Raw genomic sequence first — 25,934 nt, forward strand, 5'->3', positions numbered from 1 at the left:
TTGCGTCGCATGAGCCGCGCGCGCTTTCGAACGGACGAACCGTCGATCGAGAGAATGGCGGACCATGCCGCGCGCGATCAATGATGCTCGCGCGCAATGTTAGACGAGGACAGAACAGACTTGAGCAACCTCGAACAGGCTGCGTCATCGATCGCGTTTGAGTCAACGCCGCGCAGCGATCAAACGGCATCGCCGTCCCGGAAGGCACGAGTAGAGATCGACCGGCGCGGCATGCTGCTGCTGTCGTGGCTCGCCCCGGTCGTGCTTCTGATCGTCTGGGAGTTGCTGGCGCAAGCCGGCTGGCTCTCGCCGCAGGTGCTGCCGGCACCGAGCAAGGTCGTCCGGACGGCATTCAAGCTGGCGACGTCCGGAAGCCTGCTGAACGATCTCGGCGTCAGCCTGCTGCGCGCAACGGCCGGTTTTGCGATCGGCGGCAGCGTCGGATTCGCGCTCGGCATCCTCGTGGGCTTCTCGCGAATCGCGGAGGCTGCGATCGACCGCAGCATCCAGATGATCCGCGCGATCCCGTTTCTCGCCGCGCTGCCGCTGGTGATCGTCTGGCTCGGCGTCGGCGAAGCCCAGAAGATCTTCCTGGTCGCGCTCGGCGTCGCCTTCCCGATCTACATCAACACCACGCTGGGCATCCGGCAGGTCGACCCGAAGCTGCTCGAGCTCGGACGCGTCCAGGGCCTCGGGACACTCGAGCTGATCCGGCGCGTCATCCTGCCCGGCGCCCTGCCCTCGATCCTGACCGGTGTGCGCTATGCGCTGGCGACCGCGTGGCTGGCGCTGGTGGTCGCGGAGACCATCGGCGCCCAGTCCGGCATCGGCTTTCTCGCCATGGATGCGCGCGAGTTCCTGCGCACCGACGTGATCGTGCTGACGATCGCGATCTATGCGCTGATCGGCGTCGCCGCCGACGGCATCGCGCGCGCCCTGGAGCGACGGCTATTGGCCTGGCATCCGAACTATGGAAGCGCGCGATGACACTGCACGCCGTGCCCTCACCGGCCGCGATTGCGCCGGCCGTCGTGGTGACGGGACTGCATCGCGCCTATGGCAGTCGCGTGGTGATCGAGAACCTCAACCTGCGCATCGAGCGCGGCGAGTTCGTCGTCCTGCTCGGCGAAAGCGGCTGCGGCAAGACCACGCTGCTGCGGGCGCTGGCCGGCCTCGATGCGATCGACGGCGGGCGCATCACGGCACCACGGCGGCCCGCCGTCGTTTTCCAGGAGCACCGGCTGCTGCCCTGGGACAGTCTGTGGCGCAACGTCTCGCTCGGCCTCAATGCGACCGACGCCCGCCAGCGCGCCGCCACCGCGCTCACCGAGGTCGGACTCGGCGGCCGTCTCGATGACTGGCCGCGCAACCTCTCGGGCGGACAGGCGCAGCGCGTGGCGCTGGCGCGCGCGCTGGTGCAGGAGCCCGAGCTGCTCTTGCTCGACGAGCCGTTCGCAGCGCTCGATGCGCTGACTCGCATTCGGATGCACGATCTGGTGCGCGAGCTGGTCGCCGTCCATCGACCCGGCGTCCTCCTGGTCACTCACGACGTCGACGAGGCGATCGCGCTCGCCGACCGCATCCTGGTGATGCGCGAGGGCCGGATCGCGTTCGAGCATCGCATGAAACGTAACGGCGCAGCGCCGATCGCCCGCACCGACCTGCTGGCGGAGCTCGGCGTCGGCACCTCTCACCCCATTCCTGCCTGAGGACCACTCAATGTCTATCCCCCGGTTCACCAACCCCACCCGTCGCAGCTTCCTTGGCGGCGCCGCCTTCGGCATCGGCGCGCTTGCCGGCTTTGACCTGTCCGAGCCGGCGCATGCGGCGACCGGCCGCGTCACCGACACGGTGCGTCTGACCTGGGGTTTGAGCGGCCTCAATCTGATCGCCAAGGAGCGCGGCGAGTTCGAGAAGCTGCTGGCCAGGGACGGCATCAAGGTCGAGTGGCTCGGGCCGTTCCCCAATCATGCACCGACGCTGCAGGCTGTGACCGGCGGCAGTGCCGATTTCAGCTTCGGCGGCAGCACGACGCCGGCACTCGCCGCGATTATCGCCGGCTCGCCGCTGGTGTTCACCCAATTCGTGGTTTACGAGCCGCGCACCACGGCGATCATCGCGCGGGATGACTCTGGCATAAACAAGGTCGAGGATCTCGTCGGCAAGTCGGTGGCGGTGAACCGCTCGGGTCTCGGCGAATTCCTGCTGGTTGCGGCGCTCGAGAAGCACAAGGTCGACCGCTCCAAGGTGACATTCGTCTATCTCAACCCGCCGGACGCAGCGCCGGCGCTGGCCTCCGGGAAGGTCGACGCCTGGTCGATGTGGAGCCCGGGCGTCGATATCGCGCGGCTCGAATACAAGGCGCACGACATCTTCCTGGAAGGTCGCGATCTCGAGTTCCAGATCGATTACACGTCCTACCTGACCACCCGAAAATTCGCGAACGACAATCCAGCGCTGGTCCGGGCCGTCAACGATGCCTTCCGCGCCGAAGGCAAGTGGATCTCAGCGAACAGCAAGGATGCCGAATACATCGCGCAGAAGGCCGGCAAGTACAGCGACCAGGTCCGCGACCAGTTCATCGCGCTGAACCGGCAGTATCGCTACTTCGCCGCCAACGACGAAAACTTCCTCGCCGAACTGCAAAGGGCCGCCGACTGGCTGGTCGCGCGCAAGGTGCTCCCGGAGCCGATCAAAGTCACCGACCACCTGGCCCAGCTCTGATCAACAGCCGTCATATCAATCAACGCCATTCGGGTGATACCAATGAACAAGCCTCTGTCCGCCACCTCGCTGGAGCCTTCCGACCGCCTGCCCAGCCGCGCACCCGATATCGACGCGCTGCTCGGCCGCATCGCGGAAGGCGCCGCCGACCGCGAACGCGAGCGCGTCCTGCCGTTCGCGCAAGTCGATCTCATTCGCAAGGCCCGCCTCGGCGCGTTGCGGCTTCCGATCGAATCCGGCGGCGCCGGCCTGTCGATTCGCGCATTGTTCGAGATCGTCATCGGTCTCGGCGAGGCCGACGCCAATGTCGCGCATATCCTGCGCAACCATTTCAGCGTCGTCGAACGCCTGGTGCGCCGGCCGAAGGACGATCAGCACAGGCAGTGGCAGAAGGCAGTTGCCGACGGCGCGATCATCGGGCTCGCGGCGACCGAGCTCGACACGCCGAAGATCGGCAATGTCACGCCGAACACGACACTCACTGCCGACGGCGACGACTACCTGCTCAACGGCACGAAATACTACAGCACCGGCACACTGTATTCGGACTACGTCCTCGTTCGCACCGCTGACGCATCCGCCACCAATGCTGCCGTGCTGATTCCGGTCAACCGCGAGGGCATTGAGCTCATCGACGACTGGGACGGCCTCGGGCAGCGGCTGACGGCGACCGGCACCACCCACTTCCGCAACGTGCGCGTCAAGCGCCAGGAAGCCGTGTTCGACGCACCGGATACCGGCTACGGCATTCCCTATTCCAACACATTTGCCCAGCTGTTCCTGACTGCGATCAATGCCGGCATCGCGCGCGCCGTGCTGCGCGACGCCAGCGCCCTGGTGCGGACCCGCAAGCGGACGTTCTACTACGCGCCCAGCGAGCTTCCGGCGGACGACCCGCTGCTGCAACAGACCGTCGGCCAGATCGCCAGCGGCGCATTCGCGGCGGAGACCGTGGTGCTCGCGGCCGCGGAGGCGCTCGATATCGCCACCAATGCTTTCGATGCAGGCGACGAAAAGGCCGTCGATGCCGCGCACAGGGCCGCGCTGCTGTCGGCCAAGGCCAAGATCGTTGCGGACGAGTTCGCGATCCGGAGCGGCAGCCTGCTGTTCGACGTCGGCGGCGCATCGGCCACCAAGAAGGCGACTAATTTCGACCGCCACTGGCGCAACGCGCGCACCCTGGCGTCGCACAATCCAAACACCTTCAAGGCGCGCTCGATCGGACAATACGAGATCAGCGGCACGCCGCTACCCGCCAAGGGCTTCTTCTAGAGTTCCGTTCCGATCGAGTCGGAACGGAGCCTAGATTCCTGTTTTGATGCGTTTCTTCACGCGAACCGGTATCCACTTCGCTCGAAAACGCTCTGGCGAGGTCCAATCCGGCGAGGCAATGCAGGGGAGAATCCTGATGAGCAGGCCGGATATTCATCTTGTGGACGCCGACCACGAGATCGAGCGTCAATTTCGCCTTGTCATGCGCCGCCTCCCGGCCGGCGTTTGCATCATCACCGCAGGACAAGGTGAGGACATCACCGGCATGACGGTGACCTCGCTGACGTCGCTCAGCGCCAGCCCACCCCGGTTTCTGGTCAGCATCAACCGGCAGGCATCGTCCTTCGCACCGATCGCCCGCCATCGGCTGTTCGGCGTCAACATCCTCGGCTCCGACCAGCAGGTCCTGGCCGAGCGCTTCAGCGATGGCCGGCTGAAAGGCAGGGAGCGCTTCGAGGGCACCGACTGGACCCATGGAGCCTCGGGCGTGCCGTTGCTGCAGCGTTCGCTTGCGATGATCGAATGCCAGGTCGAGGAGATCATCGAGCGACATTCCCATGGCATCATCGTGGGCCGCCTCGCCAGCATGGAGTTGTCGCACCGGCTGTCCGGCCTCACCTACTGGAATGGACAGTATGTCCAGATCGACCACGAGGCCGATCTCGACCTATTGGCCGAAGTCAGCATTCCTCTGGCGCATGTTCGGTAGGGCAGAGAAAGGGTGCAGCATGAAACGCGAATTGCCGCCAGCATCGCCTCCGTCCTCAGCCGGCTCAGTCAGCCGACAACCGGGCCGCTGGCAGCTCGACCGGATCGTGGCCGAGTTGCGCACGTCGCGGGAGGAGACCCACAGCATCCGGCAAGACGGCGAGGCTCACCGCGCGCCCTCGCGGGACGCGCTGGAGGCGATCCTCGACGGCCTCACCAAGGCGCTGTTTCCGCGCCACTACGGCCAATCGGACCTCGACGGCGAGAACATCGACTATTTCGTCGGCAATACGCTAAGCACGGCATTGGATTCGCTCAGCGCGCAGATCCATCGCGGCGCGCTGTTCGTTGGCGACGAGCTTGAGCCGGGCTTTGTGCACGAAGAGGCGATCGAGCTGACGCGCGCATTTGCCACCCAACTGCCGTCCGTCCGCGGACTTCTGATCAACGATCTGCGGGCGGCATTCGTTGGAGACCCGGCAGCGCGGAATTTTCCCGAGATCCTGATCGGCTATCCGGGGATGACCGCCATCATCCACCATCGCCTTGCCCATCTAATCTACCAGATCGGCGCGCGGCTGGTGGCTCGCCTGATGTCGGAGATCGCCCACACAAGGACGGGCATCGATATCCATCCCGGCGCCCGGATCGGCTCCGGCTTCTTCATCGATCACGGAACCGGCGTCGTGATCGGCGAAACCGCCATCATTGGCAACAACGTCCGAGTCTATCAGGCGGTCACGCTCGGCGCGCGGCATTTCCCGACCGACGACGATGGCCATGTGATCAAGGGCGATGCCCGCCATCCGATCATCGAGGATGACGTCGTGATCTACGCCGGCGCAACCATACTCGGCCGGATCACGATCGGCCGCGGCTCGACCATCGGCGGCAACGTCTGGCTGACCAAGGACGTGCCGCCGAACAGCATTGTGACGCAAGCTACCGCACGAAACAGCCCGAGCGCCGCCTGAACCACGATCTCACGTCGCAACCTGTGCCTTCCATCGCATCAAGCGCCGCTCCAACGCCTCCAGGACGGCATTGAATGCCAACCCGATCACGGTGATCCCGATTATGCCGAAATACATCTGCGGGATCAGGAAGCTGTACTGGCTGTTGATGATGAGATAGCCGAGACCGGCCTTGGCGCCGACCATCTCGGATGCGACCAGCACCAGCATGGCTGACGCACTGGCGAGCCGAACGCCGACAAAGATCGTCGGAAGCGCCGCCGGAAGGATCACCTTGCGGAACAGCTGCTGTGGGGTCGCGCCCATGGTCCGCGCCGACTTGATCAAGAGCGGATCGACCTGCTTCACCGCGGCGATGGTGTTGAGCAGGAGCGGCCAGGCGCAGCTATAGACCACCATCGTGACCTTCGAGAGCTCGCCGATGCCAAGCAGCAGGATGAACACCGGCAACAGCGCGAGCGGCGCGGTATTGCGGCAAATCTCGATGAACTGGTTCAGCAGATCGCCGAGCCTTGTGTACCAGCCGACGGCCAGCCCGAGCGGGACGAACAACACGACCGACACCAGAAACCCGCTCAGGGCGCGGAGCAGGCTCGCGGAGGCGTCGTCATAGAGCTCGCCGGTTTGCGCGAGCTGCCAGCCTGCGGCGATGACATCCGAGAAGGGCGGCAGAAACACCGCGTCGATCAAGCCGAGCCTGGGCGCGGCCTCCCAGATCGCCAGAAGGGCGATCAGCAGCAGGGAGCGGCGCCCGAAAGCTGCCAGACCGCGGGTCGCGGCGCGGGCCGCGCTCACCAGCGGTGACCGCGCGGCCGCCGGGTGTTCGTCTCGCCGCCCATGCGCGAGCTCCAGCAATGTCAGCATCTCCAGGCTAGACATGAGCGACTTCCTTCACTTCACGGTCGACACGGCCTGCGCTGACCCTGCCCGCCGACTGCCCCTGCTGCGCCTTCTGCACTTCCTCGCGGAGCAGGCTCCAGATCTCATGGCGCACGCGGCCGAATTCCGGCAGCGAGCGCACGTCCTCGGCTTCGCTGCGCAAGGCCGCGGGGATATCGACAATCTCTTTGATCCGCCCCGGACGCGACGTCATGACCACCACGCGCTGACCGAGCACGACGGCCTCGTCGATGCCATGGGTGATGAAGATGATGGTCTTGCCGGTGGCACGCCAGATCCGCAGCAGCTCGCCCTGCAGTGTTTCGCGCGTCTGGGCATCGAGCGCAGCGAACGGCTCGTCCATCAGCAGCACTTCCGGATCGTAGGCCAGGCTCCGCGCGATCGCGACACGCTGCTTCATGCCGCCGGAAAGCTCGTGCGGGTAACGGTCGGCAAAACCGGACAGCCCGACAAGGTCGAGAAAGTGCTGCGCGACCTCTCCGCGCTGCTTCGGCTTGAGGCCGGCAATGTCGAGCCCGAACTCGACGTTCTGCGCGGCGGTGCGCCATGGAAACAGCGCATACTGCTGGAAGACGACGCCGCGGTCGCGTCCGGGACCGATGATCGGCCGGCCATCGAGCAGGATGCGGCCGCTGGTCGGCGTTGCGAGCCCGCCGAGCAGATCGAGCAATGTCGACTTGCCGCAACCGCTTGGACCGACCAGGGCGAGGAATTCGCCGGCGCGGACGTCGAACGTGATGTCCTCGAGCGCGGTGAAATGGCCCGCCGGCCGGCCCTTTTCGCCTCGTGTGACGAACTCCTTGCGGACCTTGTCAAAGCTGATCTTGACCGACGTCATCGCGCCTCCGCCGTCTTTCCGGGACGGAAATAGTTGAACTCGTTGGTGTAGGTGTCCGAGGCCTTGATCTGACCCGGCTTGAGCAGGCCATCCCTGACCAGCCAGTCGACCCAGACCTGCAGCTCAGCATCCGAGATCACGCCGCCCTTGGACGCGACGCCGGTGCTCTTCCAGTACTTGATCGAGGAGGCATCCTCGTTGCGCTTGCGCTCCGCGATGATCCGGTTGAAGCGAGCCCGCACTTCATCGGGCGGCGCCGTCTGCGCCCACTGGATCGCGCGCGAGATCCCCTCGACCAGCTTGCGGGCCATGTTCGGATTGTCCTTGATGAACTTCTCCCGCAGCACATAGGCACCGCCGGTGAACTGTCCGAACAGATCGGTATCGTTGAAGAGCGAACGGATCCCGCCACGCTCCAGCGCCTTGTCGCGCAACACGCCGCTGAGCGCGCTCACCTCGACCTGCCCTTGCCGCAGCGCCTGCTCGGCGGTGACGGGTGGGACCGCCACCAATGTCACCTGCTTGACCTCGACGGCGCTAAGGCCGTTCCGCGCCAGATACTCACGCAGCACGAACTCCAGATGGGCACCAAGCGTATTGACCGCGACCTTCTTGCCGATCAGGTCGCGGGCCGTCTTGATCGGACTGTCGTCCTTCACATAGTAGCCGTAATAGGTGTTCGCGTCGGAGCCGTAGTAGCCGACCACCGCCTTGATCGGCGCCTTGGCCGCGATCAGCTTGATAATCGCGCCATAGAAAGCGCCGCCGACGTCGATGTCGCCCGTGACGACGGTCTGGATGTCCTGCGGTCCGCTGATGGTGTTGCCGATCCATTTGAGCTTGAGGGGCGCAAGGTAGCCGAGGTCCTCGGCGAGCTCGGTGAACGTCACCTGCCCGGCCCAGCCTTGATAGCGGATCTCGGTCTTCTCGAGCGGTGGCTCAGCGAAGGCCGGAGCGATCAGACCCAACGCAAAGGCGCCGGCCAGCAGCAATCGCGCCGCGCGGCGCGCGGCGGCTCGCCGCGCACGCAGAATTCGAATGATGGCTTTCATTGCGTTGCTCCAATAGGAGACATGCTCAGGCTGCCTTCGCCGACTGTAGCTTCGGCGATTTGATGCGCGTCACGCTGTGGCGGCCGTCGACGCTGACCGGAACCTCGCCATCGATGGTGGCGCGGCGCACCACACGATGCTGATCGCCGTAGTCATTGACGGCGTAATGCTGGGTCGCGCGATTGTCCCAGATCACGACGTCCCCCGCCCGCCAGCTCCAGCGCACGGTATTCTCCGGAGCCGTGATGCGGGACTGGAACAGATCGAACAGCTTCTGGCCGTCATATTTCGGCAGGCCGACAAAGCGCTGGACGAAATTGCCAAGCACCAACGTGTGCTCGCCCGTTTCGGGATGGACGCGCACGACCGGATGCTCGGTCTCATAGATCGTTCCGGTGAATACCTCGTCGAAATGCTTTCTGTCGGCGTCGGTGACGCGAGACTTCACCGCGTAATCATAGGCATTGCTGTGAACCGCCCAGAGCTCGTCGGCGAGCTTGCGCAACGGCGCAGGCAGATCGAGATAGGCCGCCGCCGTGTTCGACCAGACGGTGTCACCGCCATAGGGCGGGATTACCACGCCGCGCAGCACCGAGATCTTCGGATAGGCATCGACGAACGTGACGTCGGTATGCCATTGGTCCGCGCGGCCGCCACCACGCCCCGAATCCAGCTCGAGGATCGACGACGTGCCCTTGCTCGGACCGATGGTCGGATGCGACACCAGTTTGCCGAGCCTGACCGCGAAGCGCTCCTGCTCGGCGTCGTCGAGGTGCCCTTGGTCGCGAAAGAAAATCACCTTGTGCTCGAGCAGCACCTGGTTGACAGCGCGGATGACCGCGTCGGGCAGGTCACCCGACAGCTTCACATTCTTGATCTCGGCACCAAGCCGGGCGGCACGCTTGACGATGTCGGCGCGCGGAATGACGTTGTCGATGGCGGTCGTGCTGCTCATGATGTTGGTCTCGTCGCCGCGATCCCCTGGACAAGGCTCCGCCATGCGCCGGTCGCGGAAACGACGGCGGAGATGAATGATGTAGTCGTGATCCTCGCTATTCCGCCGCGATGGGCTGCGGCGGTCGCCAGACAGCCGGTGCATAGAGCTCGGCGGTGAAATCCTCCGCGATCTCTCCGTTGATGCGCGCCTCGTGAGATGCAAGGTCGGCCAGGAACAGATCGCGGCTGATCCTGGCCGTGATCCCCGGAATGTCGCGCTTGAAGCTTGGAACGTCGCCGATCGGCAGGCCGAAGCTGACAAATGCTGCCGGGTTGAAGACGTGAATGTCCTTCAGATACGGCGCGCGGCCCGGAACTTTCTCCAGATACTCGTGCCCGGTCCCGAGATAAGGATAGGCCGCCAGGCGATCGTCCTTCTCGTCGTCAGGCGGCACGAAGCGATTTCGCCACAGCAGGATTTCGTCGGCGAAGTCGCCGAGCTCCGACTGCGCGCTCAGATCGACGGAATAGCCGGTCCCCGCAATCGCGAAATCGAAGGCGAAATCGCCCTGCGGAGTGATCGCGACCGGCCGCACCCCCTTCAATTGCGCCCAGGTCCACGGTGCGCCCAGGTGCAGATGAAAATTGGGGAAGGCTACCGCGCGCGAGATCGCATCCGGCGGCGGGGTCGACCCAGCCTGCCTGAACCGGATCGCCTGATGCCAGCGCACCCCGTCGGGCAGGCTGCAATAATTGTCATAGGCTCCCGGGTAGCCGCGGATCCGAATGACGGGCAACGCGGCCAAGGTTTCCCGGCGTGCAAACAGATGAACATCACGCGCTCCGGCCTCAAGGGCTGCGGCCGCCGCATCGAAGGCCGACGCAGCACTCCCGACCACCGCAACGGAAAGACCTCGCAGCGTCCTGAAATCGATCTTCTCCGATGTGTGCGCACGGAATCGTTTCGGCAGGACCCGCAGCGCGTCAGGGACAAAAGCGCCCCCGCTACCCGCAAAGCCGGTTGCGAGCACCAGCTTGCGCGTGGTCTCGATGGTCGTGACCCCGCTCCGCTCCAGATGTAACCGCAAATGATCGGCTGCGGGCTCGATGCGGAGCAGCCGCGTACCGTAACGAATGCCGGCGCCGGTCACGCGGCGATACCAGTCGAGATAGGCCGCCCAGTCGAGCCGCGGAATCCGATCGAGCGCGTCGAAGGCCGCCGCGCCATGGCGCGTTTCATACCATACCTGGAAACCGAGACCGGGCAGACCGAGCTCCGGACCTGGAAGCGTCTTCGGAGTGCGAAGCTTGTGCATTCGCGCGCTCGTCAGCCACACGCCGGCCTTGCTGGCGTCGGCGGCGGCATCGATCACCGAAACCTTGCCGATCCCGGCGCGCCGAAACGCGAACGCGAAGGCCGCGCCGGACTGGCCACCGCCGACCACGACGACGTTGTGATCGATTCCGTCGCGATCAGGCACCCAGTTCTGCGGGTCGGCCCCGATCAGCCGGAGGGCCTCGCGGGCGACGCTGTCGGGATCGGATTGCGGCATGAATGACCACCTCGCTTTGACGTTGCAAATCGTAAAAGCGATCGACATTCAGTCAATGAAACGAAACCAGCTTTGTTTTTGATAGCAGGCAATGTTCGCGTCGTGGACACCGCGGGCATTGAAATATTTGCGATGATCGCCGCTTGACCGATCACCTCATGTGCGTTGCGACGTGCGGGATCGGCGCGATCGATCGGGAGAACTTCCCAAATCATACGTCGCTGGGATCGGCGCGATCGCACTCATCTCCGGTGAACGACGAACTCGTCACGTTCATGCTCGCTTGCCGTGCAACAACGCAAATTCATTTCACCGCCGCCGACATAGAGTCTGACGCAACGCACGCGCCTGACGTCGACGCGCGGCGAGCAACGATGGATCTCTGGAAATGCCGCGAACTGCTGGCGACATCAGCCTTGAACACGATACTCCGGAGCTCGCCCGCTCCTATGATGAAGCTGGACTCGTTCAATTTCGCCACGGCAAGTTCCTGATCGGGCCGCTCGCCATCAAGACCGGCGAGCACGTGCTCGACATCGGGACGGGAACCGGCCGGCTTGCGGAATTCGTCGCCGGACTGGTCGGTCCGGACGGACGCGTGATCGGTATCGACCCACTTGCCGGCCGCATCGAAATTGCGCGCCTTCGGCAGGGGGATAACCTCCAGTTCGCCACCGGGCGCGCCGAAGAACTGTCGCGCTTCGACGACGCGCAGTTCGACGCGGTCTATCTCAATAGCGTCTTCCATTGGATCTCCGACAAGGATCGCGCGCTGCGGGAGATCCGGCGCGTGCTCAGGCCCGGCGGCCGCCTCGGATTGAATGTGCAGGATCCGTCCAGGCCGCACCAGTCGCGCCAGCTGCTTCGTCGCGCCATCATCGAGGCGGGTCTTGCCGGCGATCGCCAGGACTCGAACCCGGTGCTCGGATCGACCGACGAGGAGCTCAAATCGCAGTTCGCGGCACGTGGCTTCGCCGGCTACCGCAGCGAGCTGCGCGCGCTGATCGATATCCACGACGATGCGGCGTCGCTGCTGCAGTGGTCGGAAGCGAGCGCATTCGGAAATTTCCTCGAAGCGTTCACCCCTCACGAGCGCGAACTGGTGCGTCGCAACTTCGCGCGCCTTGTCGAAGAAAAGCGCACGCCCGAAGGTTTGAAGCTGGAGCGCTACCTGCGCTTCGCATTTGCGCACAAGGCGCCGTTCCACCAATAACGATCAGCAGAACTCACGAGATCCGAGATGAGCAAACGACAGCTTTCCCTTAATCTCTTTATTTATCCCGGCGGCCATCACGAGGCGGCATGGCGCTACAAGGGGTCTGCGGCGGATCGCATCCTTGACGTCAGCTATTACCAAGAGCTGGCGCAGCGCGCCGAAGCGCAGAAATTCGACGCGATCTTCTTCGCCGACGGCCCCGCGCTCGCCGACAATGTTCGCTACGCACAACGCTTCCGGTTCGAGCCGATCACCTGGCTGGCCGCGATCGCCGTCGCCACGAAACGGATCGGCCTGATCGCGACCGCGTCGACGACCTATACCGAGCCCTACAATCTGGCGCGCCTGTTCGCGTCACTCGATCACCTCAGCGGCGGCCGGGCCGGCTGGAACATCGTCACGACCAGCACGGCACAGGCGGCGCAGAACTTTGGCTTGTCCGAGCATCCACCTCACCACGAACGCTACGAGCGGGCGCGGGAATATATCGATGTCATCACGCGGCTGTGGGACAGCTGGGAAGACGACGCCGTGGTGAACGATCCCGCATCCGGCATTTTCGCTGATATGGGAAAGATCCATCCGATCGATCACGTCGGAAAGCACTTCCGGGTGCGCGGCCCGCTCAACATCTCGCGGACGCCGCAGGGACGGCCGGTCTATGTCCAGGCGGGTTCGTCTGATGACGGACGCGCCTTTGCCGCGCGCTATGCCGAAGCGATCTTCACCGCGCATCAGACGCTGGCGAGCGCCCAGGAGTTCTATGCGGACATCAAGCGGCAGGCGCGCGCCTTCGACCGCAGCCCCGATCAGGTCAGGATCCTGCCGGGCATCAGTCCGTTCATCGCTAGCACGCAGGCCGAAGCCGACCTGTTGCAGGACGAGTTCAACGAGCTGATCCAGCCGGAATACTCGTTGACCCAACTTCGCCAGATGATCGGGCTCGACCTCTCCGGCTTCGACCTCGACGGTCCCTTTCCGCGCCACCTGATCGACACCGGCAGCGCCCGCGGGGTCGCCAGCCGTTTCAAGCTCGTGGTCGACATCGTCGATCGCGAGCAGCCGACGATCCGCCAGCTCGTGCAGCGTCTCGCCGGGGCGCGCGGCCACTGGGTGATCGTGGGCCCGCCGGAGAAGATCGCCGACAACATCCAGACCTGGTTCGAGAATGGCGCGGCCGACGGCTTCAACGTGATGCCGCCCTGGCTACCCGGCGGGTTCGATATCTTCGCCGAGCAAGTCGTGCCGATCCTGCGCAAGCGCGGCCTGTTCCGCGACGAGTACAGCGGCACGACGCTGCGCGACCATTACCAACTGAGCCGGCCGCAAAGCGTGTTTTCCGGATCGATCAAGGCGATCGCCTGACGTGATCGAAACCGCCGACCCCGCGTCAGCCGGATCGCTATTTGCCCACAGCCTAAGGATTTGAGAATTCAATGACCACTGCGCGCGTCCTGTTCCTTTCGACCCTGCTCATTCTCGGTGCTCTTACCGGCGCCGCCCTGCACGCGGAGACATCAGCCAAATCCGATCTGAAAGTCGGCTTCGTGCCGGGCCCCTACATCGACGAATTCAAGGTTGGCGTCGCGCCGGAACTCGAGAAGAAGGGCTACCATGTCCGCTATGTCGAGTTTTCGAGCGGGCTGGAAGCCAATAATGCAGTGTTCAAGGGCGAGATCGACGCCAACGTCATGCAGCACACGATCTTCCTGAACTCCTACAACGAGCGGCAGCAAACCGACCTCGTCGGCATCGTCCACGTCCCGACGCCCCCGATGGGGCTTTACTCGAAGAAGCACCCGGTCGGCTCGCCGATCAAGCCCGGCTCGACCGTGGCCGTGCCCAACGATCCCGTCAATCTGCAGCGCGCGCTCTGGATCCTGCGCGATCTCGGCCTCGTCGAGATTCGCGACTCCAAGCCGGTCGATGTCAGCGAACTCGACGTGATCAAGAACCCCGGCGGCATCAAGATCGTGCCGCTGGAAGCGGCACAGGCGCCGCGCGCGCTCGATGACGTTGATTTCGCCGCCATCCAGGGCAACTTCGCGATCTACAGCGGCTTGAAGCTGACCAATGCATTTGCCCTGGAGAAGATGACGACGCCCTATATCAATGTGGTCGCGGTGAAGCAGGCCAATGCAGGCTCGCCGTGGGCGCAGGACATCGTCGCCGGCTACAAATCACAGACGTTCAAGACCACGATCCTCTCCGACCGCTTCTATGACGGGTTTACCTTGCCGGATTACCTGAAGCGCTAGACCCAGCCACCATCCACGATATGGCTCTGGTTGGTGCAGGCACCGCTGTCATCGGCGGCAAAGAAGAGCACGACACGGGCGATGTCATCAGGCACGAGTTTGCGCTTGAGGCATTGGCGCTGCATCAGCTCGGCCACGCCTTCAGACGTCAACCACAGATCCTGCTGCCGCTGGGTCATGATCCATCCGGGCAGGATGGAATTGACCCGTATGTTGTGCGGCCCGAGATCGCGGGCCAGCGCCCGGGTGAGGCCCTGAACGGCTGATTTGGCCGTTGTGTAGCAGGGCATGTTGCCCTGGCCGATCACCCAGCTCACCGAGCCGATGTTGACGATCGAACCGCCCCCTGCCTGCTTCATGTCCGGCGCGACCGCCTGGGCGCTGAAGAACTGGTGTTTCAGGTTGACGGCGATCCGCTCGTCCCAGAATTCCGGTGTGACATCCTCGATCGCGTGACGGTCGTCGCGGGCCGCATTGTTGACCAGGATGGTGACCGGCCCGAGCGCCTCGCGGATGCCGGCGACTGCGCGCCGCAGCGCGCCGATGTCGCGCAGATCGGCATGTTCGAAGTGCACGCGGGCTTGTGCCCCGAGATCGGACAGCAGCTGCTCCGACGACGCCAGATCGATATCGATGAATCCGACCCGCGCGCCCTGGCCGATGAACCGGCGGACGATCGCCTCGCCGATGCCGGAACCGCCGCCGGTGACCAGTACGGTCCGGTCCTTGAGACTTGGATAGATGGCGCCCTGCATTGGCATCCTCTCGATTTTGGCGCCTGAAGGGCGTCGGTTGCGTTGCTGCGGCTCAGGCAAGAGGGCCACAGATTCCGAAGTTCACTCGGTTGTCTCCATGAGGCTGCGGTCCACGACCCGCAGCGTCCGCCGCACCATGCCGTCGACGATGGTCGCCGACTCGCTTGGACGCACATATATCGCCGTGGACTTGAGCAGCCACGGCAGCACCGCCTGGTCGAGCCTCTCCTCATAGGCACTGCGCATCATGTCGAATGCCTGCAGGCCAGGACCTGCGAGGATGACATGATGCGGGCGCAGCACCGATATCGTCGTGGCGACCGCTTCGGCAAGCGCGTGGCCCGCCTGCTGGAACAAGTGCTCGAGACGGGAATCGCCGCTCCGTGCCCGATCGCGTAGCAGAGCCATCTGCGCCTCGGACGGCTGCTGCGACGCCGCCGGCGGCAGGTCGAGAAAGGTGCGGGCATCGCGGTAAAGCGCATAATCGGCAAGATGGGCCTCGATGCAGCCGCGCTGACCGCAGCGGCATTGCGGGCCGTTCAGCGCCAACTTGACATGACCGATCTCACTGCCCGCGCCGGCACCCCAGCGCGCTTCACCGTCGACAATGATGCCCATGCCGACGCCGTGGCCCACCATGATCGTGGCCGTGAGGCCCTGCGCCAGTGCCGGTTCGGCGGCAGCGAGGGACAGCGCGACCGCGACCGCGTCGTTCGCCATCACGACCTCGGCACCGAACGCTTGGCGGATCGGCTTGGCAAGATCGACGTCGGTGATCGACAGCGCCGGGCTCCACAGATGCCGGCCGGTATCGCCGTCGACGATGCCTTGCAGCGCTATTCCGATTCCGAGCAAGCGATGTCGCGGCGTGGCGGTCGCCTCAAGCATGGCGTCGATCTGTGCGATCACGAGCTCGCATAATGCGCTTGCATTGAGCGCGCGCGTCGCGAGTTCAAGTCGCGATTGCGCTAGGGCGGAGCCGCTGAAATCGGCGATCAGTGTCTCGACCAGATTCATGCGCAGCGAGACCGCGATGATGCGGCCAAATTCGGGATTCAGGGTCAGCAGGACTGCCGGCCGGCCGCGGCGACGGCCGCCATCCGTGTCCTCTTCGTCGGCGTCGTCGGGCCACAGCATCGCCGCATCTGTCTCGGCTTCGCACAGCAGGTCTTCCGCCATCAGCTTCGACGTGATGGCCGAAATGGCGGGGAAGCTCAGGCCCGTGCTGCGTGCGAGCTCGACCCGCGGCAACGGCCCCTGGCGTCGCAGGACCTCGACGAGACGGCCGGGGTTCGATCCGCGGGCCAGGCTCGAAGCACGTCTCAACGGCTCGGGCTGTTCGTTCATATTGCGTTTTTTAATTCTCTCGATGAAATTATTCAACGCAGGCTACTCGTTTGCGGGTCAAAAAGCGCGGATAGCGACTGAAATACGTCACTCCTATACTATTATTGGCTGAAGATGTGATCATTAACATCCTTGACTGGACATTTTGTCGCGCTAATTTATTCGTTACGTGAATAAAATAAGGCGTGAAAAGCGCCGAGCGTGAAATCCCCTCACCGGGGGTGTCGACAGGGAGGTGCATATGAATGTCTCAACCAGAAAATTGATCGTGCCGCTCTTGGCGGGCGCAGCCGCGTTCGCCATGGCGACGGGGGTAGCACAGGCACAGCAGAAAAAGACCATTGCGCTGGTGACCAATGTCGCGGCCGACTTCTGGACCATCGCGGGCCGCGGGCTTGAGAAGGCGCAGAAGGAGCACCCGGACTACAATATCGAATTGATCGTCACCAATGAAGGGACGGCGGCCGGCCAGCGGCGCGAACTGGACGATCTGCTGGTGCGCGGCGTCGCCGGTATCTCGATCTCGGTCGACGATGCACCGCATGCAACCGAAGAACTCAACAAGGTTGCGGCCAAGACCGTGCTAATCACCACGGACAGTGACGCGCCGCAGAGCAATCGCCTCGCCTATATCGGCACCGACAACGTCGCGGCAGGGCGGCAGGCCGGCGAGGAGATCAAGAAGGCGCTGCCGAACGGCGGCAAGATCGCGCTGTTCGTCGGAACGATGGACGCCGACAACGCCCGCGAGCGGGTGCAGGGCATCAAGGAAGCGATCGCCGGCACCAAGGTCGAACTGGTCGACGTGTTCACCGACCAGGTGGACTTCACCAAGGCCAAGGCGAACATGGAGAACGTGCTCGTCAAATATCCCGACATCGCGCTGCTGTCCGGCCTGTGGAGCTACGAGACGCCGCTGATTTATGACGCGGTGAAGGCCGCAGGCAAGGCCGGCAAGGTGAAGATCGTCGGCTTCGACGAGGATCAGCGGACGCTGCGCGGCATTTCCGACGGCACGATCGAATCCACGGTCGTGCAGCAGCCCTACGAGTTCGGCTATCTCTCCGCCACCAACATCATCAAGACGCTGAACGGCGACAAGTCCTGGATTCCGAAGGACAGCAAGCTGATCGTGCCGACCGAGGTGATCAGCAAGACCAACGTCGCGGAGTTCGCCGCACATCTGAAGGAACTGCTCAAGAAGTAACTTCAGACGGCTTCAACGCCCGACCGACACAGGCCGCCGGGCGTTGTGCAGGAGGACATGCCGAATGGCGGAAACGCTGCTGGAACTCAGCGGAATCAGCAAGACCTATCCCGGCGTCAAGGCGCTCGACGACGTTAATTTGCGCGTCAATCGCGGCGAGGTGCTGGGCCTGATCGGCGAGAACGGTGCCGGCAAATCGACGCTGATGCGCGTGCTCGCCGGCGTGATCGCGCCGAGCGCTGGCGTGATCCGCATCGGCGGCACCGAGCACGCCCGGATGACGGTGACCGAGGCGATGCGATCTGGCATCGCCTTCGTGCACCAGGAACTGAACCTGTTCGAGAATCTCGACGTCGCGGCCAATGTCTTCATCGGACGCGAGAAGCTGGCCGGCGGCCCGCTGAAGCTGGTGGACAATGCGCAGATGCACGCCCGCGTGATGCCGCTGCTGGAACGGCTGGGCGCCGATTTCATGCCGGGCACGCTGGTCGAGAATTTGTCGATCGCGGAGCGCCAGATGGTGGAGATCGCCACGGCGCTCTCGATCGACGCCCGCGTTATCATCATGGACGAACCGACCTCCAGCCTGACGATTTCGGAGACGGAACGGCTGCTCGAGGTGATTGCCGACCTGAAGACGCACGGCATCTCGGTGATTTATATCTCTCACCGGCTCGGCGAGATCATGAGCTGCGCCGATCGCGTCGTGGTACTGCGCGACGGGCGCACGGTGGGGGAATTGGCGCGCGACGAGCTCAGCCACGCCGCCATGATCCGGCTGATGATCGGCCGCGACCTGAAGGCGCTGTATACACCGCCGTCCTGCACGCCGCAGCCCGGCGGCTGCGATGTCGCCGGCGTCGTGACCACTGCCTTTCCTGACCGGCAGATCAATCTGTCCGTGCTGCGCGGCGAGATCCTCGGCCTCGCCGGGCTCGTCGGCGCTGGCCGCACCTCGCTTGCCCGCGCGGTGTTCGGCGTCGATCCGCTGCTGGGCGGCGAGATCCGGATCGACAACGCCCCGGTCCGCGTCGCCTCGCCGCGTGACGCGATCAGGCAAGGAATCTACCTGGTGCCCGAGGATCGCAAGAAATCCGGCCTGGTGCTGGAACTGCCGATCCGGGAGAACGTGACGCTCGCGAGCCTGCTGGATCATGCGCGGATGTGGCTGGTCAACGGCGCGGCCGAGCGCAGAATCGCCGAAGACCAGGCCAGGCGGCTGTCCATCAAGGCGCCGAGCATCGACATCGAAGCCGTCACACTCTCCGGCGGCAACCAGCAAAAAGTGGTGCTGGGCAAGTGGCTCTCCATGCAGCCGCGCGTGATGTTCTTCGACGAGCCGACCCGCGGCATCGATGTCGGCGCCAAGAGCGAGATCTACGCGCTGATGCGCAGCCTCGCCGACCAGGGCGTCGCGATCGTGATGATCTCCTCGGACATGGAGGAAGTCATCGGCGTCTCCGACCGGGTGGCGGTGATGCATGAAGGCAGTGTCAGCGGCGTGATCGAGCGCGACCAGTTCAGCGAATACAACGTGTTGAGACTGGCGGTCGGCCAAGCACTCGAAACCATGGAGGCCGCTGCGCCATGATGAAGAAGGAACTCGGCCTGTTCTTGCTGCTGGCGGTGATCTCCGCCATCACCGGCGCGATCAATCCGGCCTTCCTGTCGTTCGTGAATCTGCTGAACATGGCCAATCTGATCGGCCTGTTCGGTGTGTTCGCGCTGGGTGAAGGTCTCGTCATCATCACCGGCGGAATCGATCTTTCGCTCGGCTCGATGTTCGCGCTGCTCGGCGTCATCTTCATCGACCTGCTGACGACCTATCAGGTGCCCTGGCCGTTCGCGCTGCTGCTGGTCCTGATGGGCGGGCTTGCGCTGGGCGGCATCCAGGGCTTCCTGATCACGCGGCTGAAAATGCAGCCCTTCATCGTAACGCTGTGCGGCTTGCTGATCTATCGCGGCGCCGCGCGCTATTACACCAGCGATTCGACGCGCGGCTTCGGCTACGGCGACGAGGCGAGCACGCTGAGCAACATCGCCTCCGGTAATATTGCGGGCATCCCGAACACCTTCATCTTCCTGATCATCCTTGCGCAGATCCTCGGCGTCCTGTTGCACCGCTCGGTCTACGGGCGCTGGCTTTATGCCGTGGGCAAGAACGAGGAAGCGGCGCGCTTCTCCGGCATCAACACCAATCTCGTGATCGCGACCGCCTATGTCATCAGCGGCGGGCTCGCCGGCGTCTCGACCGTGATGTTCGTGTTCTACACCAACTCGGTCTCTCCGAGCTCGTTCGGCAACTTCTACGAACTCTATGCGATCGCAGCAGCCGTCCTCGGCGGCTGCAGCTTGCGCGGCGGCGAGGGCTCCATTCTGGGCATCGTGCTCGGGACGGCGTTGCTGCAGGTGCTGCAGAACCTCGTGAACATCCTCGGCATTCCCAATTCGCTGAACTTCGCGGTGATGGGGACCGTGATCCTGATCGGTGTGCTGGCGGATCAGCAATTGCAGGCCCGTCGACGGCGCAAGGCCGCGCTCGCAGGCCTCGCCCGCACTGCGCCAAGACCGAAGGAAAGCACAATTCTGCAAGGCGCGGCTCCGCATAGCGCGGCTGCGTTGCCGACGACGACGGGCGATCAGGCATGACAACTCGAAAAGGAAGGACCCGGACCGGGAATATGGTCGCGGCAGCTTGAGTAGAGGAACGAGGGGAAGGAGTTCGAGGCGCAAGATCAATCAAGCTCGCGGCGCTCGTATCCAGATTGGCGCAGCAGGCCTGGCCCAGCTGAGCCGCAGGCAGACCCCTCGCCGCCGTCTTGAAGGGCTTTGCGCGCGCACGGATTCTATCTCTGGTTGAATGATCGATGCACTGAAACGACCACGTTACCCGCTGAAGGGCTTTGGGCGGGAACGTGGCACAAAAATAGACAAAGCCGGGGACGCTGGGAGCGCAGAAAATGTCACTTAGGTCTGTAAACACCGCGCGGGCGTGCGGCGTGGGGATGGCGTTGTTATCTCTGTTCAGCGGCGGCGGCGCGCATGCGGCCGATCTCATGACGAAGGCTCCGCCGGTGCCTTACACGGAGACCGATGATTTCTGGACAAGACCATATCTGTTCGGCGATCTCGGCAGGACGCAACTAAAGGAGCGAGGGATTTCGCTGGCCCTGACGCTGGGCGACGAAGCCGTCGGCAATTTGTCGGGCGGCAACAGGAACACCGCGACCCAAGCCGGACAGCTTTTCTTTCAGGCCAAGTTCGACATGGCAAAACTTGCCGGCATCCAGGGCGGCACGGTTGGCCTCACGCTGGTCGACCGCTTCGGCCGCAACCTGAATGACGAGGCGGGAATTCCGGCGCTGCAGCTGACCAACGAAGTGTTCGGCCGCGGCAGCATTCTTCGCCTGACCGAACTCTACTACTCGCAGAAGCTGTTCGATGATCGCCTTGAACTCAAGGGCGGCCGTCTTCCGGTCGGCTCCGACTTCTTCTTTGGTCTCTGCGAGTTCATCAACCTGACCTTCTGCGGCGGCCAGCCCGGCAACATCCAGGGTGGCTACATCTACAATTGGCCGGTGAGCCAATGGGCCGGTGTGGTGCACTACAACTTCGCCAAGGAATGGCAGCTTTCGGTCGGCGTCTACGATGCCAACCCGAACTACCTGACAACGTCGGACTCCGCGACTTACTTCCTGCCGGGTGTCCCCGGCTCTAGCCCCGCCTCGGGCGTGCTGGTGCCGGTCGAGGTGGTCTGGGCGCCGAGCGGTCCGTTGAACGGGACTTGGAGATTTGGCGGCTGGTATGACAGCGCATCGACAATTGATGGCGGCCTGCCTGGGATCATTGCGATCTCTCCGGGTACCGGCGGCGTCTCGGACCAGAATCTCGGAGATTCGCGCGGTCGTTACGGCGTCTACGAATCGATCCTGCAGCGGCTGACGGTTGAAGGTCCCAAGGCACAGGGCTGGTACACCTTCCTCAATACGACCGTCGCCGACCACCGCACGTCGTACCAGGATTACCAGATCGCATTCGGCTTCAGGCACACCGGAACGTTCGCCTCCCGCCCGGAGGACGAAGTCGGTTTTGCGGTCGGTACGACCCATGTGAATACGGCTGCGCTCACGCCCAACGCCGGAGGAAACGAAGTTCCGATCGAAGCCTGGTACGGGTGGCAGGCGACGAGCTGGATGAACCTGAAGTTCGACGCCCAGTATGTGATGCATCCTGGCGGGCGCGGGTACAATGCCGCCGGCGTGAAGACCGACAACGCCTGGATTCTCGGTCTGCGCACGCTGGTGCACTTCTGAGCGGAGGTGGCCAGCATGCTTGAGCAAAGCCAGCCTTGGTAACTCCTCACGACGCGGGGCTAGCAGTCCTGGAGTTGAAGGGCATCGGCAAGAAGTTCGGCGCCATTCGCGCGTATGGCGCCGCCATCGCATCTGACGAGCGCTAGGGAACAACGTGAGTCCCGGTCTCGCCGGTCAGCGCGGCCATTGCGCAATTGAGGTGGCTGATGATCGCTCGCTTTCCACCACCCTCGAGAAAACGGATGGCGGCATCGACCTTGGGCCCCATGCTTCCCGGCGGAAAATGGCCCGCGCGATGATAGGCCTTGATCTCCGCCAGGCTGACCTGATCCAGCTCCCTCTTGTCGGGCTTGCCGAAATTGATCGCGACGCGGGGCACCGCGGTCAGGATCAGCAGTTCCTCGATGCCAAGCACGTTGGCGATATGGGCCGAGGTCAGGTCCTTGTCGATCACTGCCGGCACGCCGGTGCGCACGCCCCGTTCGTCGCGGATCACGGGCATACCGCCGCCGCCGCCTGCGATGACGATCGTGCCGCGCTTGACCAGCGCGTCGACCAGCGAAATGTCGCAGACATGTTTCGGTTTCGGAGACGGCACGACATGGCGCCAGCCACGCCCGGAGTCCTCGCGCATTTTCCAGTTCAACTCGGCGCTGATGCGCTGGGCTTCCTGCTCGGTGAAAAACGGTCCGACGAACTTGGTCGGATTGGCGAAGGCGGGATCGTTGGCGTCGACCTCGACCTGGGTCAGCAGGCTGGCGACGTGCCGCCCGTTGCCATGCGCGCGCAAGACGTTCTCGATCGCCTGCATCAGAAGATAGCCGATACCACCCTGGCTGTGCGCGACGCAGATGTCCATCGACATCGGCGGGATCCGGCTCATCGTCAGCATCTGGCGCATCATGATCTTGCCCACCACCGGCCCGTTGCCGTGGGTGATCACCAGCTCGTTGTCGAGCTCGGCGAGCGGCAGCAGCGCCTCGGCCGTATGCCGGGCGACGGCCTTCTGCTCGTCCGAGGTGCCGCTGATGTCTTCGGGGTGGACGGCATTGCCGCCGATCGCGATCACGAGACGGCGCGGGACCTCATTGAGTGTTCGCATAGCGCGGCATCCTGACGTCGTTGACGGAAAGAGCGAGAGCGAGGTCGCAGGCATGGGCATTCGACGGCGCCACCACGATGCCGGCGTCCTCGAGCAGCCTGATCTGCGCCGAACGCACCTGGCGATCGAGCTCGGTCCCCGTCACCGACGCAACCAGGACCGGCGCGTCATCGGCGCGGCCCGCCACGACGGCCGCCAGATGCGCTGCCGGATTGTCATGTGCGCCGTATCCGATCACGAGATCGAGCAGGATGACGGCGACCGCGGGATCGGCCAGCGCCGCCCGCAACGCATCGTCGCGCACCGAGGGATCAATCATCGGATGCGGCCGGCCCTGGGTATGTTCGTCGGCCCCGAGGTCGACGATGCGGTCCCTCCCCTGCGCCTCCGGCTCGCCGAAATGCGGGACGCCGGGAATGGCGGCGTTGGACGCCACCTTGCGGCCGCCTGCGGCAAGGATCACCTGCGCCTCGGCACAGAGCGTGCCGCCGGCGAACAACCCTTCGATGCGCTGCGCCGCCTTGCGTCGCTGCGGTAAACGCGCAGCCACGGCGGCAGCGTCGAACTTGCTTCCAATGCTCCGGCCGTTGCCCAGGGTTTTCTCGGCCGCTTCCCTCAATGTAGCGGCAAAGCGTGCATTTGGCGGCAGGTCCGCCGCGGCGGCGCCGATGAAGCACACTGTGTAGGGCTTCGAGCTCCGGCCGATCCGGCCGAGCACGGCCTTGGCCACGTCCGGATGCGGCGGCTTGGAGATGAGCACGACGCGATCGGTCTCGGGATCGGCATCAAGGGCGTCGATCGCCATCAATGTCGTGATGCCGCCAATCTCCTTCTTCAAATCCCGTCCGCCGACGCCGATGGCGTGGGAAATGCCTTCGCCCGCCTCGGACAGCAGGCACGACACCTCCTGCGTACCGGTCCCCGATGCGCCGATGATCCCGATCCTCCCGCGCTTCAGCCGGTTGGCGAAGGCGAGCGGCGCGCCGCCGATGATCGCGGTGCCGCAGTCCGGTCCCATCATCAAGAGGCCCGCTTCGCGCGCCTGCTGCTTCAGCGACAATTCATCCGCAATCGAGACATTGTCGCTGAACATCAGGACATGAAGTCCGCGGTTCAGCGCCTTGCGCGCTTCTGCCGCGGCGAACTCGCCGGGAACGGAGATCAGGGCGAGGTTGGCGGCGGGCGCGGCCTTGACGGCTGCGGCAATGCTGCGCGGCCGCCACGCCGCTTCGCCGGTGCTGCTCGTCTTGGGACGGTCGAGCGCCTTTTGCGCTTCGGCAAGCGCGGCGCTCGCCGCCGCTTCGCTCTCGGCCTTGATCGCGAGAATCAGATCATTGCCCTGGGCGATCACCTCGCCGTCGAGCAACCCGGCGTTGCGCAGGATCGCCTGGTTGGACGGCGTGCCCATCATCAGCGCGGCTTCGACGACGCCCGCCGCCGACGCGATCTCGCGCGACAACCGCATCAACGCCACCGAGTCGAGATAGAAGCCTTTACGAATTTCGTTCAGGACAAACGCGCTCATGACACCCCCAGATCTTCCGCAATGGCGAGGACGGCCTGCCGGAAGCAGGCCATCGGCGCCCGCACCACGCCGGCGCCGACCTGGCCGATGCCGGGCTCGCGATGCGCGATGCCGGTGTTGATGACCGGTGCAAGGCCGGTCTCCACCACCAGGCGAACGTCGATGCCGGTCGGCACTCCGGCAAAGTCGAGCGCGGGGATCGTCCATTCCGGATTCTGCCCGACGGTGATTTCACTCATTGCCCGCGTGAAATTGCCCGCCGACGACGGCGCCCCGGCGCCGATGAATCCGGCAACCGCCGGAGCTGCCGCCATCGCGAAGCCACCAAGCCCGACCGTCTCGACGATCGCGGAGTCGCCCATGTCGGGATTGGCATCCTTGCGCGAATAGCCCGGGAAATAGAGCCCTTCCGGCATTTCCACCGGCGCCGTGAACCAGCGATCGCCCAATCCGCTGACGCGGACCCCGAAGTCGGTTCCATTGCGGCACATCGCGGTCACCACCGTCGAACCGCGAATGCCGTTGGCGGGATCGGTCAGCGCCTTGCCCATCGCCATCGCGATGTTGAGAAAGAACTGATCGTTCTGCGCGATGAAGCCAATGCAGCTTGCGAGAACCTCGTTGTCGTTCGAGGTGCGCGCCAGCGCCGACCCGATCTCGCGCAGGAACACGCTGGAGCAGGCCAGGTTGCGCTGGTGCATTTCATCGCCCATCGAGAGCCCGCGGGCGATGATCGCCTTCAGGTCGATCCCGCCATGCGCGCGGATCGACCTGGCCAGCACCGGCCCGAAGACGTCACGCAGCCAGGCGAGGCGCGCCAGCACGCTATCGTCATTGCCGCCGAAGCGCATGACCTTGCCGAGGCCCTCGTTGATGGCGCAGTAGGCGCGGTTGCCGTATTTGACGTTCTCGACGACGAACACCGGCATGGAGACCGTGGTCATCCCGGTCATCGGACCGACCGCGCCGAAATGATGGTTGGGGTGGAAGGCGACGCCGCCGCCGGCCGCGAGTTCGAAGGCGGCTTCAAGATCCGGAGCCCAGCCTTCGAACACGATCGCGCCTGCCACTGCGCCTCGCATCGGGCCGCACATTCTATCCCACGTGATCGGCGGCCCGGCATGAAGGATCATGCGTTCCTTCAACCCTTCCAGCACATCGCGTGCCGTAACGATATCGATCAGCCTGGGCTCACCCTCGAGGATGCGGGCCAGCGCCTGCTTGTTGGCGTCTTCGATCAGCTTCATGGCCGCG

At 64.3% G+C, this 25,934-nt stretch carries 24 protein-coding genes; 14 read left to right on the forward strand and 10 right to left on the reverse strand.

What is annotated here, in order from left to right:
- The first annotated feature begins 231 nt into the window (after positions 1-231).
- The 6 genes from ACVWY5_RS31000 to epsC all read left to right on the forward strand — a co-directional run bounded on the left by ACVWY5_RS31000 (position 232) and on the right by epsC (position 5,678).
- Positions 232-987 carry an ABC transporter permease subunit gene (locus ACVWY5_RS31000; RefSeq protein ID WP_321176719.1) on the forward strand — a complete coding sequence of 252 codons (756 nt, stop codon included), beginning with the start codon at positions 232-234 and terminating at the stop codon, positions 985-987.
- Positions 984-1,709 carry an ABC transporter ATP-binding protein gene (locus ACVWY5_RS31005; RefSeq protein ID WP_028333356.1) on the forward strand — a complete coding sequence of 242 codons (726 nt, stop codon included), beginning with the start codon at positions 984-986 and terminating at the stop codon, positions 1,707-1,709. Before ACVWY5_RS31000 ends, ACVWY5_RS31005 begins: the two co-directional genes overlap by 4 nt.
- A gap of 10 nt (positions 1,710-1,719) precedes the next feature.
- The gene (locus ACVWY5_RS31010) at positions 1,720-2,724 is read left to right on the forward strand and encodes an NrtA/SsuA/CpmA family ABC transporter substrate-binding protein (RefSeq protein ID WP_028333357.1); all 1,005 of its coding nucleotides are present in this window, start codon (positions 1,720-1,722) and stop codon (positions 2,722-2,724) included.
- A 42-nt stretch (positions 2,725-2,766) separates the two neighbouring features.
- Complete coding sequence (locus ACVWY5_RS31015; protein WP_028333358.1) at positions 2,767-3,996, forward strand: acyl-CoA dehydrogenase family protein; 1,230 nt, start codon at positions 2,767-2,769, stop codon at positions 3,994-3,996.
- A gap of 136 nt (positions 3,997-4,132) precedes the next feature.
- Positions 4,133-4,705, forward strand: coding sequence for a flavin reductase family protein (locus ACVWY5_RS31020; RefSeq protein ID WP_051376074.1), 573 nt, complete (start codon positions 4,133-4,135; stop codon positions 4,703-4,705).
- A 19-nt stretch (positions 4,706-4,724) separates the two neighbouring features.
- Positions 4,725-5,678 (forward strand): serine O-acetyltransferase EpsC, encoded by a 954-nt coding sequence (epsC, locus tag ACVWY5_RS31025; protein ID WP_028333360.1) that lies wholly within the window; start codon positions 4,725-4,727, stop codon positions 5,676-5,678.
- 9 nt (positions 5,679-5,687) lie between these two features.
- Here epsC and ACVWY5_RS31030 read toward each other — a convergent pair whose 3' ends face one another.
- The 5 genes from ACVWY5_RS31030 to ACVWY5_RS31050 form a co-directional block, all read right to left on the reverse strand.
- Complete coding sequence (locus tag ACVWY5_RS31030) at positions 5,688-6,557, reverse strand: ABC transporter permease subunit (protein ID WP_028333361.1); 870 nt, start codon at positions 6,555-6,557, stop codon at positions 5,688-5,690.
- Positions 6,550-7,416, reverse strand: a complete 867-nt coding sequence (locus ACVWY5_RS31035) for an ABC transporter ATP-binding protein (RefSeq protein WP_028333362.1) — start codon at positions 7,414-7,416, stop codon at positions 6,550-6,552. The genes ACVWY5_RS31030 and ACVWY5_RS31035 overlap by 8 nt, the downstream gene beginning before the upstream one ends.
- A complete protein-coding gene (locus ACVWY5_RS31040; RefSeq protein WP_051376075.1) occupies positions 7,413-8,468 on the reverse strand; it encodes an ABC transporter substrate-binding protein in 1,056 nt (351 codons plus the stop codon). The genes ACVWY5_RS31035 and ACVWY5_RS31040 overlap by 4 nt, the downstream gene beginning before the upstream one ends.
- A gap of 25 nt (positions 8,469-8,493) precedes the next feature.
- Positions 8,494-9,423 (reverse strand): TauD/TfdA dioxygenase family protein, encoded by a 930-nt coding sequence (locus ACVWY5_RS31045; protein WP_028333364.1) that lies wholly within the window; start codon positions 9,421-9,423, stop codon positions 8,494-8,496.
- A gap of 97 nt (positions 9,424-9,520) precedes the next feature.
- Positions 9,521-10,957 (reverse strand): FAD-dependent oxidoreductase, encoded by a 1,437-nt coding sequence (locus ACVWY5_RS31050; RefSeq protein ID WP_028333365.1) that lies wholly within the window; start codon positions 10,955-10,957, stop codon positions 9,521-9,523.
- Positions 10,958-11,100: 143 nt separating this feature from the next.
- Between ACVWY5_RS31050 and ACVWY5_RS31055 the strand changes: the two genes are divergently transcribed.
- The 4 genes from ACVWY5_RS31055 (at position 11,101) to ACVWY5_RS31070 (ending at position 14,431) form a co-directional block, all read left to right on the forward strand.
- Positions 11,101-11,451, forward strand: a complete 351-nt coding sequence (locus tag ACVWY5_RS31055; RefSeq protein ID WP_321176724.1) for a hypothetical protein — start codon at positions 11,101-11,103, stop codon at positions 11,449-11,451.
- Positions 11,346-12,170 (forward strand): class I SAM-dependent methyltransferase, encoded by an 825-nt coding sequence (locus tag ACVWY5_RS31060; RefSeq protein ID WP_028352101.1) that lies wholly within the window; start codon positions 11,346-11,348, stop codon positions 12,168-12,170. The genes ACVWY5_RS31055 and ACVWY5_RS31060 overlap by 106 nt, the downstream gene beginning before the upstream one ends.
- 27 nt (positions 12,171-12,197) lie before the next feature.
- Positions 12,198-13,538 (forward strand): LLM class flavin-dependent oxidoreductase, encoded by a 1,341-nt coding sequence (locus ACVWY5_RS31065; protein WP_028333367.1) that lies wholly within the window; start codon positions 12,198-12,200, stop codon positions 13,536-13,538.
- A 71-nt stretch (positions 13,539-13,609) separates the two neighbouring features.
- Positions 13,610-14,431, forward strand: a complete 822-nt coding sequence (locus ACVWY5_RS31070; protein ID WP_028333368.1) for a MetQ/NlpA family ABC transporter substrate-binding protein — start codon at positions 13,610-13,612, stop codon at positions 14,429-14,431.
- On the opposite strand, the gene ACVWY5_RS31075 is transcribed toward ACVWY5_RS31070, so the two are convergent.
- Together ACVWY5_RS31075 and ACVWY5_RS31080 are read right to left on the reverse strand one after the other, a co-directional pair.
- Positions 14,428-15,186: an SDR family NAD(P)-dependent oxidoreductase gene (locus ACVWY5_RS31075; protein ID WP_028333369.1), complete on the reverse strand. Its 759-nt coding sequence runs from the start codon at positions 15,184-15,186 to the stop codon at positions 14,428-14,430. The two genes, ACVWY5_RS31070 and ACVWY5_RS31075, sit on opposite strands and share 4 nt — an antisense overlap.
- A gap of 81 nt (positions 15,187-15,267) precedes the next feature.
- Positions 15,268-16,533 carry an ROK family protein gene (locus ACVWY5_RS31080; RefSeq protein ID WP_028333370.1) on the reverse strand — a complete coding sequence of 422 codons (1,266 nt, stop codon included), beginning with the start codon at positions 16,531-16,533 and terminating at the stop codon, positions 15,268-15,270.
- A 241-nt stretch (positions 16,534-16,774) separates the two neighbouring features.
- Between ACVWY5_RS31080 and ACVWY5_RS31085 the strand changes: the two genes are divergently transcribed.
- From ACVWY5_RS31085 to ACVWY5_RS31100, 4 genes are all read left to right on the forward strand, one after another.
- Positions 16,775-17,740 (forward strand): sugar-binding protein, encoded by a 966-nt coding sequence (locus ACVWY5_RS31085; RefSeq protein WP_028333371.1) that lies wholly within the window; start codon positions 16,775-16,777, stop codon positions 17,738-17,740.
- Between the two features lie 64 nt (positions 17,741-17,804).
- Positions 17,805-19,331, forward strand: coding sequence for a sugar ABC transporter ATP-binding protein (locus ACVWY5_RS31090; RefSeq protein WP_028333372.1), 1,527 nt, complete (start codon positions 17,805-17,807; stop codon positions 19,329-19,331).
- Positions 19,328-20,389, forward strand: a complete 1,062-nt coding sequence (locus tag ACVWY5_RS31095) for an ABC transporter permease (protein WP_028333373.1) — start codon at positions 19,328-19,330, stop codon at positions 20,387-20,389. Before ACVWY5_RS31090 ends, ACVWY5_RS31095 begins: the two co-directional genes overlap by 4 nt.
- A gap of 311 nt (positions 20,390-20,700) precedes the next feature.
- On the forward strand, positions 20,701-22,053 hold the full coding sequence (locus tag ACVWY5_RS31100) for a carbohydrate porin (protein ID WP_028333374.1): 1,353 nt from the start codon (positions 20,701-20,703) through the stop codon (positions 22,051-22,053).
- Between the two features lie 142 nt (positions 22,054-22,195).
- Here ACVWY5_RS31100 and arcC read toward each other — a convergent pair whose 3' ends face one another.
- From arcC to ACVWY5_RS31115, 3 genes are read right to left on the reverse strand one after another with little or no spacing between them, the layout of a single operon-like run.
- Complete coding sequence (gene arcC, locus ACVWY5_RS31105) at positions 22,196-23,155, reverse strand: carbamate kinase (protein WP_028333375.1); 960 nt, start codon at positions 23,153-23,155, stop codon at positions 22,196-22,198.
- Positions 23,139-24,680, reverse strand: a complete 1,542-nt coding sequence (fdrA, locus tag ACVWY5_RS31110) for an acyl-CoA synthetase FdrA (protein WP_038377335.1) — start codon at positions 24,678-24,680, stop codon at positions 23,139-23,141. Before fdrA ends, arcC begins: the two co-directional genes overlap by 17 nt.
- The gene (locus ACVWY5_RS31115) at positions 24,677-25,927 is read right to left on the reverse strand and encodes a YlbE family protein (protein ID WP_028333376.1); all 1,251 of its coding nucleotides are present in this window, start codon (positions 25,925-25,927) and stop codon (positions 24,677-24,679) included. Before ACVWY5_RS31115 ends, fdrA begins: the two co-directional genes overlap by 4 nt.
- Positions 25,928-25,934: the final 7 nt, after the last annotated feature.

The sequence above is a fragment of the Bradyrhizobium sp. USDA 3256 genome (genome assembly GCF_054058275.1).

Excerpts from the sequence above, each read along its gene's own strand:
- ACVWY5_RS31000 (WP_321176719.1), top strand. The coding sequence starts at position 232 with ATGCTGCTGCTGTCGTGGCTCGCCCCGGTCGTGCTTCTGATCGTCTGG.
- ACVWY5_RS31005 (WP_028333356.1), top strand. The coding sequence starts at position 984 with ATGACACTGCACGCCGTGCCCTCACCGGCCGCGATTGCGCCGGCCGTC.
- ACVWY5_RS31010 (WP_028333357.1), top strand. The coding sequence starts at position 1,720 with ATGTCTATCCCCCGGTTCACCAACCCCACCCGTCGCAGCTTCCTTGGC.
- ACVWY5_RS31015 (WP_028333358.1), top strand. The coding sequence starts at position 2,767 with ATGAACAAGCCTCTGTCCGCCACCTCGCTGGAGCCTTCCGACCGCCTG.
- ACVWY5_RS31020 (WP_051376074.1), top strand. The coding sequence starts at position 4,133 with ATGAGCAGGCCGGATATTCATCTTGTGGACGCCGACCACGAGATCGAG.
- epsC (WP_028333360.1), top strand. The coding sequence starts at position 4,725 with ATGAAACGCGAATTGCCGCCAGCATCGCCTCCGTCCTCAGCCGGCTCA.
- ACVWY5_RS31030 (WP_028333361.1), bottom strand. The coding sequence starts at position 6,557 with ATGTCTAGCCTGGAGATGCTGACATTGCTGGAGCTCGCGCATGGGCGG.
- ACVWY5_RS31035 (WP_028333362.1), bottom strand. The coding sequence starts at position 7,416 with ATGACGTCGGTCAAGATCAGCTTTGACAAGGTCCGCAAGGAGTTCGTC.
- ACVWY5_RS31040 (WP_051376075.1), bottom strand. The coding sequence starts at position 8,468 with ATGAAAGCCATCATTCGAATTCTGCGTGCGCGGCGAGCCGCCGCGCGC.
- ACVWY5_RS31045 (WP_028333364.1), bottom strand. The coding sequence starts at position 9,423 with ATGAGCAGCACGACCGCCATCGACAACGTCATTCCGCGCGCCGACATC.
- ACVWY5_RS31050 (WP_028333365.1), bottom strand. The coding sequence starts at position 10,957 with ATGCCGCAATCCGATCCCGACAGCGTCGCCCGCGAGGCCCTCCGGCTG.
- ACVWY5_RS31060 (WP_028352101.1), top strand. The coding sequence starts at position 11,346 with ATGCCGCGAACTGCTGGCGACATCAGCCTTGAACACGATACTCCGGAG.
- ACVWY5_RS31065 (WP_028333367.1), top strand. The coding sequence starts at position 12,198 with ATGAGCAAACGACAGCTTTCCCTTAATCTCTTTATTTATCCCGGCGGC.
- ACVWY5_RS31070 (WP_028333368.1), top strand. The coding sequence starts at position 13,610 with ATGACCACTGCGCGCGTCCTGTTCCTTTCGACCCTGCTCATTCTCGGT.
- ACVWY5_RS31075 (WP_028333369.1), bottom strand. The coding sequence starts at position 15,186 with ATGCAGGGCGCCATCTATCCAAGTCTCAAGGACCGGACCGTACTGGTC.
- ACVWY5_RS31080 (WP_028333370.1), bottom strand. The coding sequence starts at position 16,533 with ATGAACGAACAGCCCGAGCCGTTGAGACGTGCTTCGAGCCTGGCCCGC.
- ACVWY5_RS31085 (WP_028333371.1), top strand. The coding sequence starts at position 16,775 with ATGAATGTCTCAACCAGAAAATTGATCGTGCCGCTCTTGGCGGGCGCA.
- ACVWY5_RS31090 (WP_028333372.1), top strand. The coding sequence starts at position 17,805 with ATGGCGGAAACGCTGCTGGAACTCAGCGGAATCAGCAAGACCTATCCC.
- ACVWY5_RS31095 (WP_028333373.1), top strand. The coding sequence starts at position 19,328 with ATGATGAAGAAGGAACTCGGCCTGTTCTTGCTGCTGGCGGTGATCTCC.
- ACVWY5_RS31100 (WP_028333374.1), top strand. The coding sequence starts at position 20,701 with ATGTCACTTAGGTCTGTAAACACCGCGCGGGCGTGCGGCGTGGGGATG.
- arcC (WP_028333375.1), bottom strand. The coding sequence starts at position 23,155 with ATGCGAACACTCAATGAGGTCCCGCGCCGTCTCGTGATCGCGATCGGC.
- fdrA (WP_038377335.1), bottom strand. The coding sequence starts at position 24,680 with ATGAGCGCGTTTGTCCTGAACGAAATTCGTAAAGGCTTCTATCTCGAC.
- ACVWY5_RS31115 (WP_028333376.1), bottom strand. The coding sequence starts at position 25,927 with ATGAAGCTGATCGAAGACGCCAACAAGCAGGCGCTGGCCCGCATCCTC.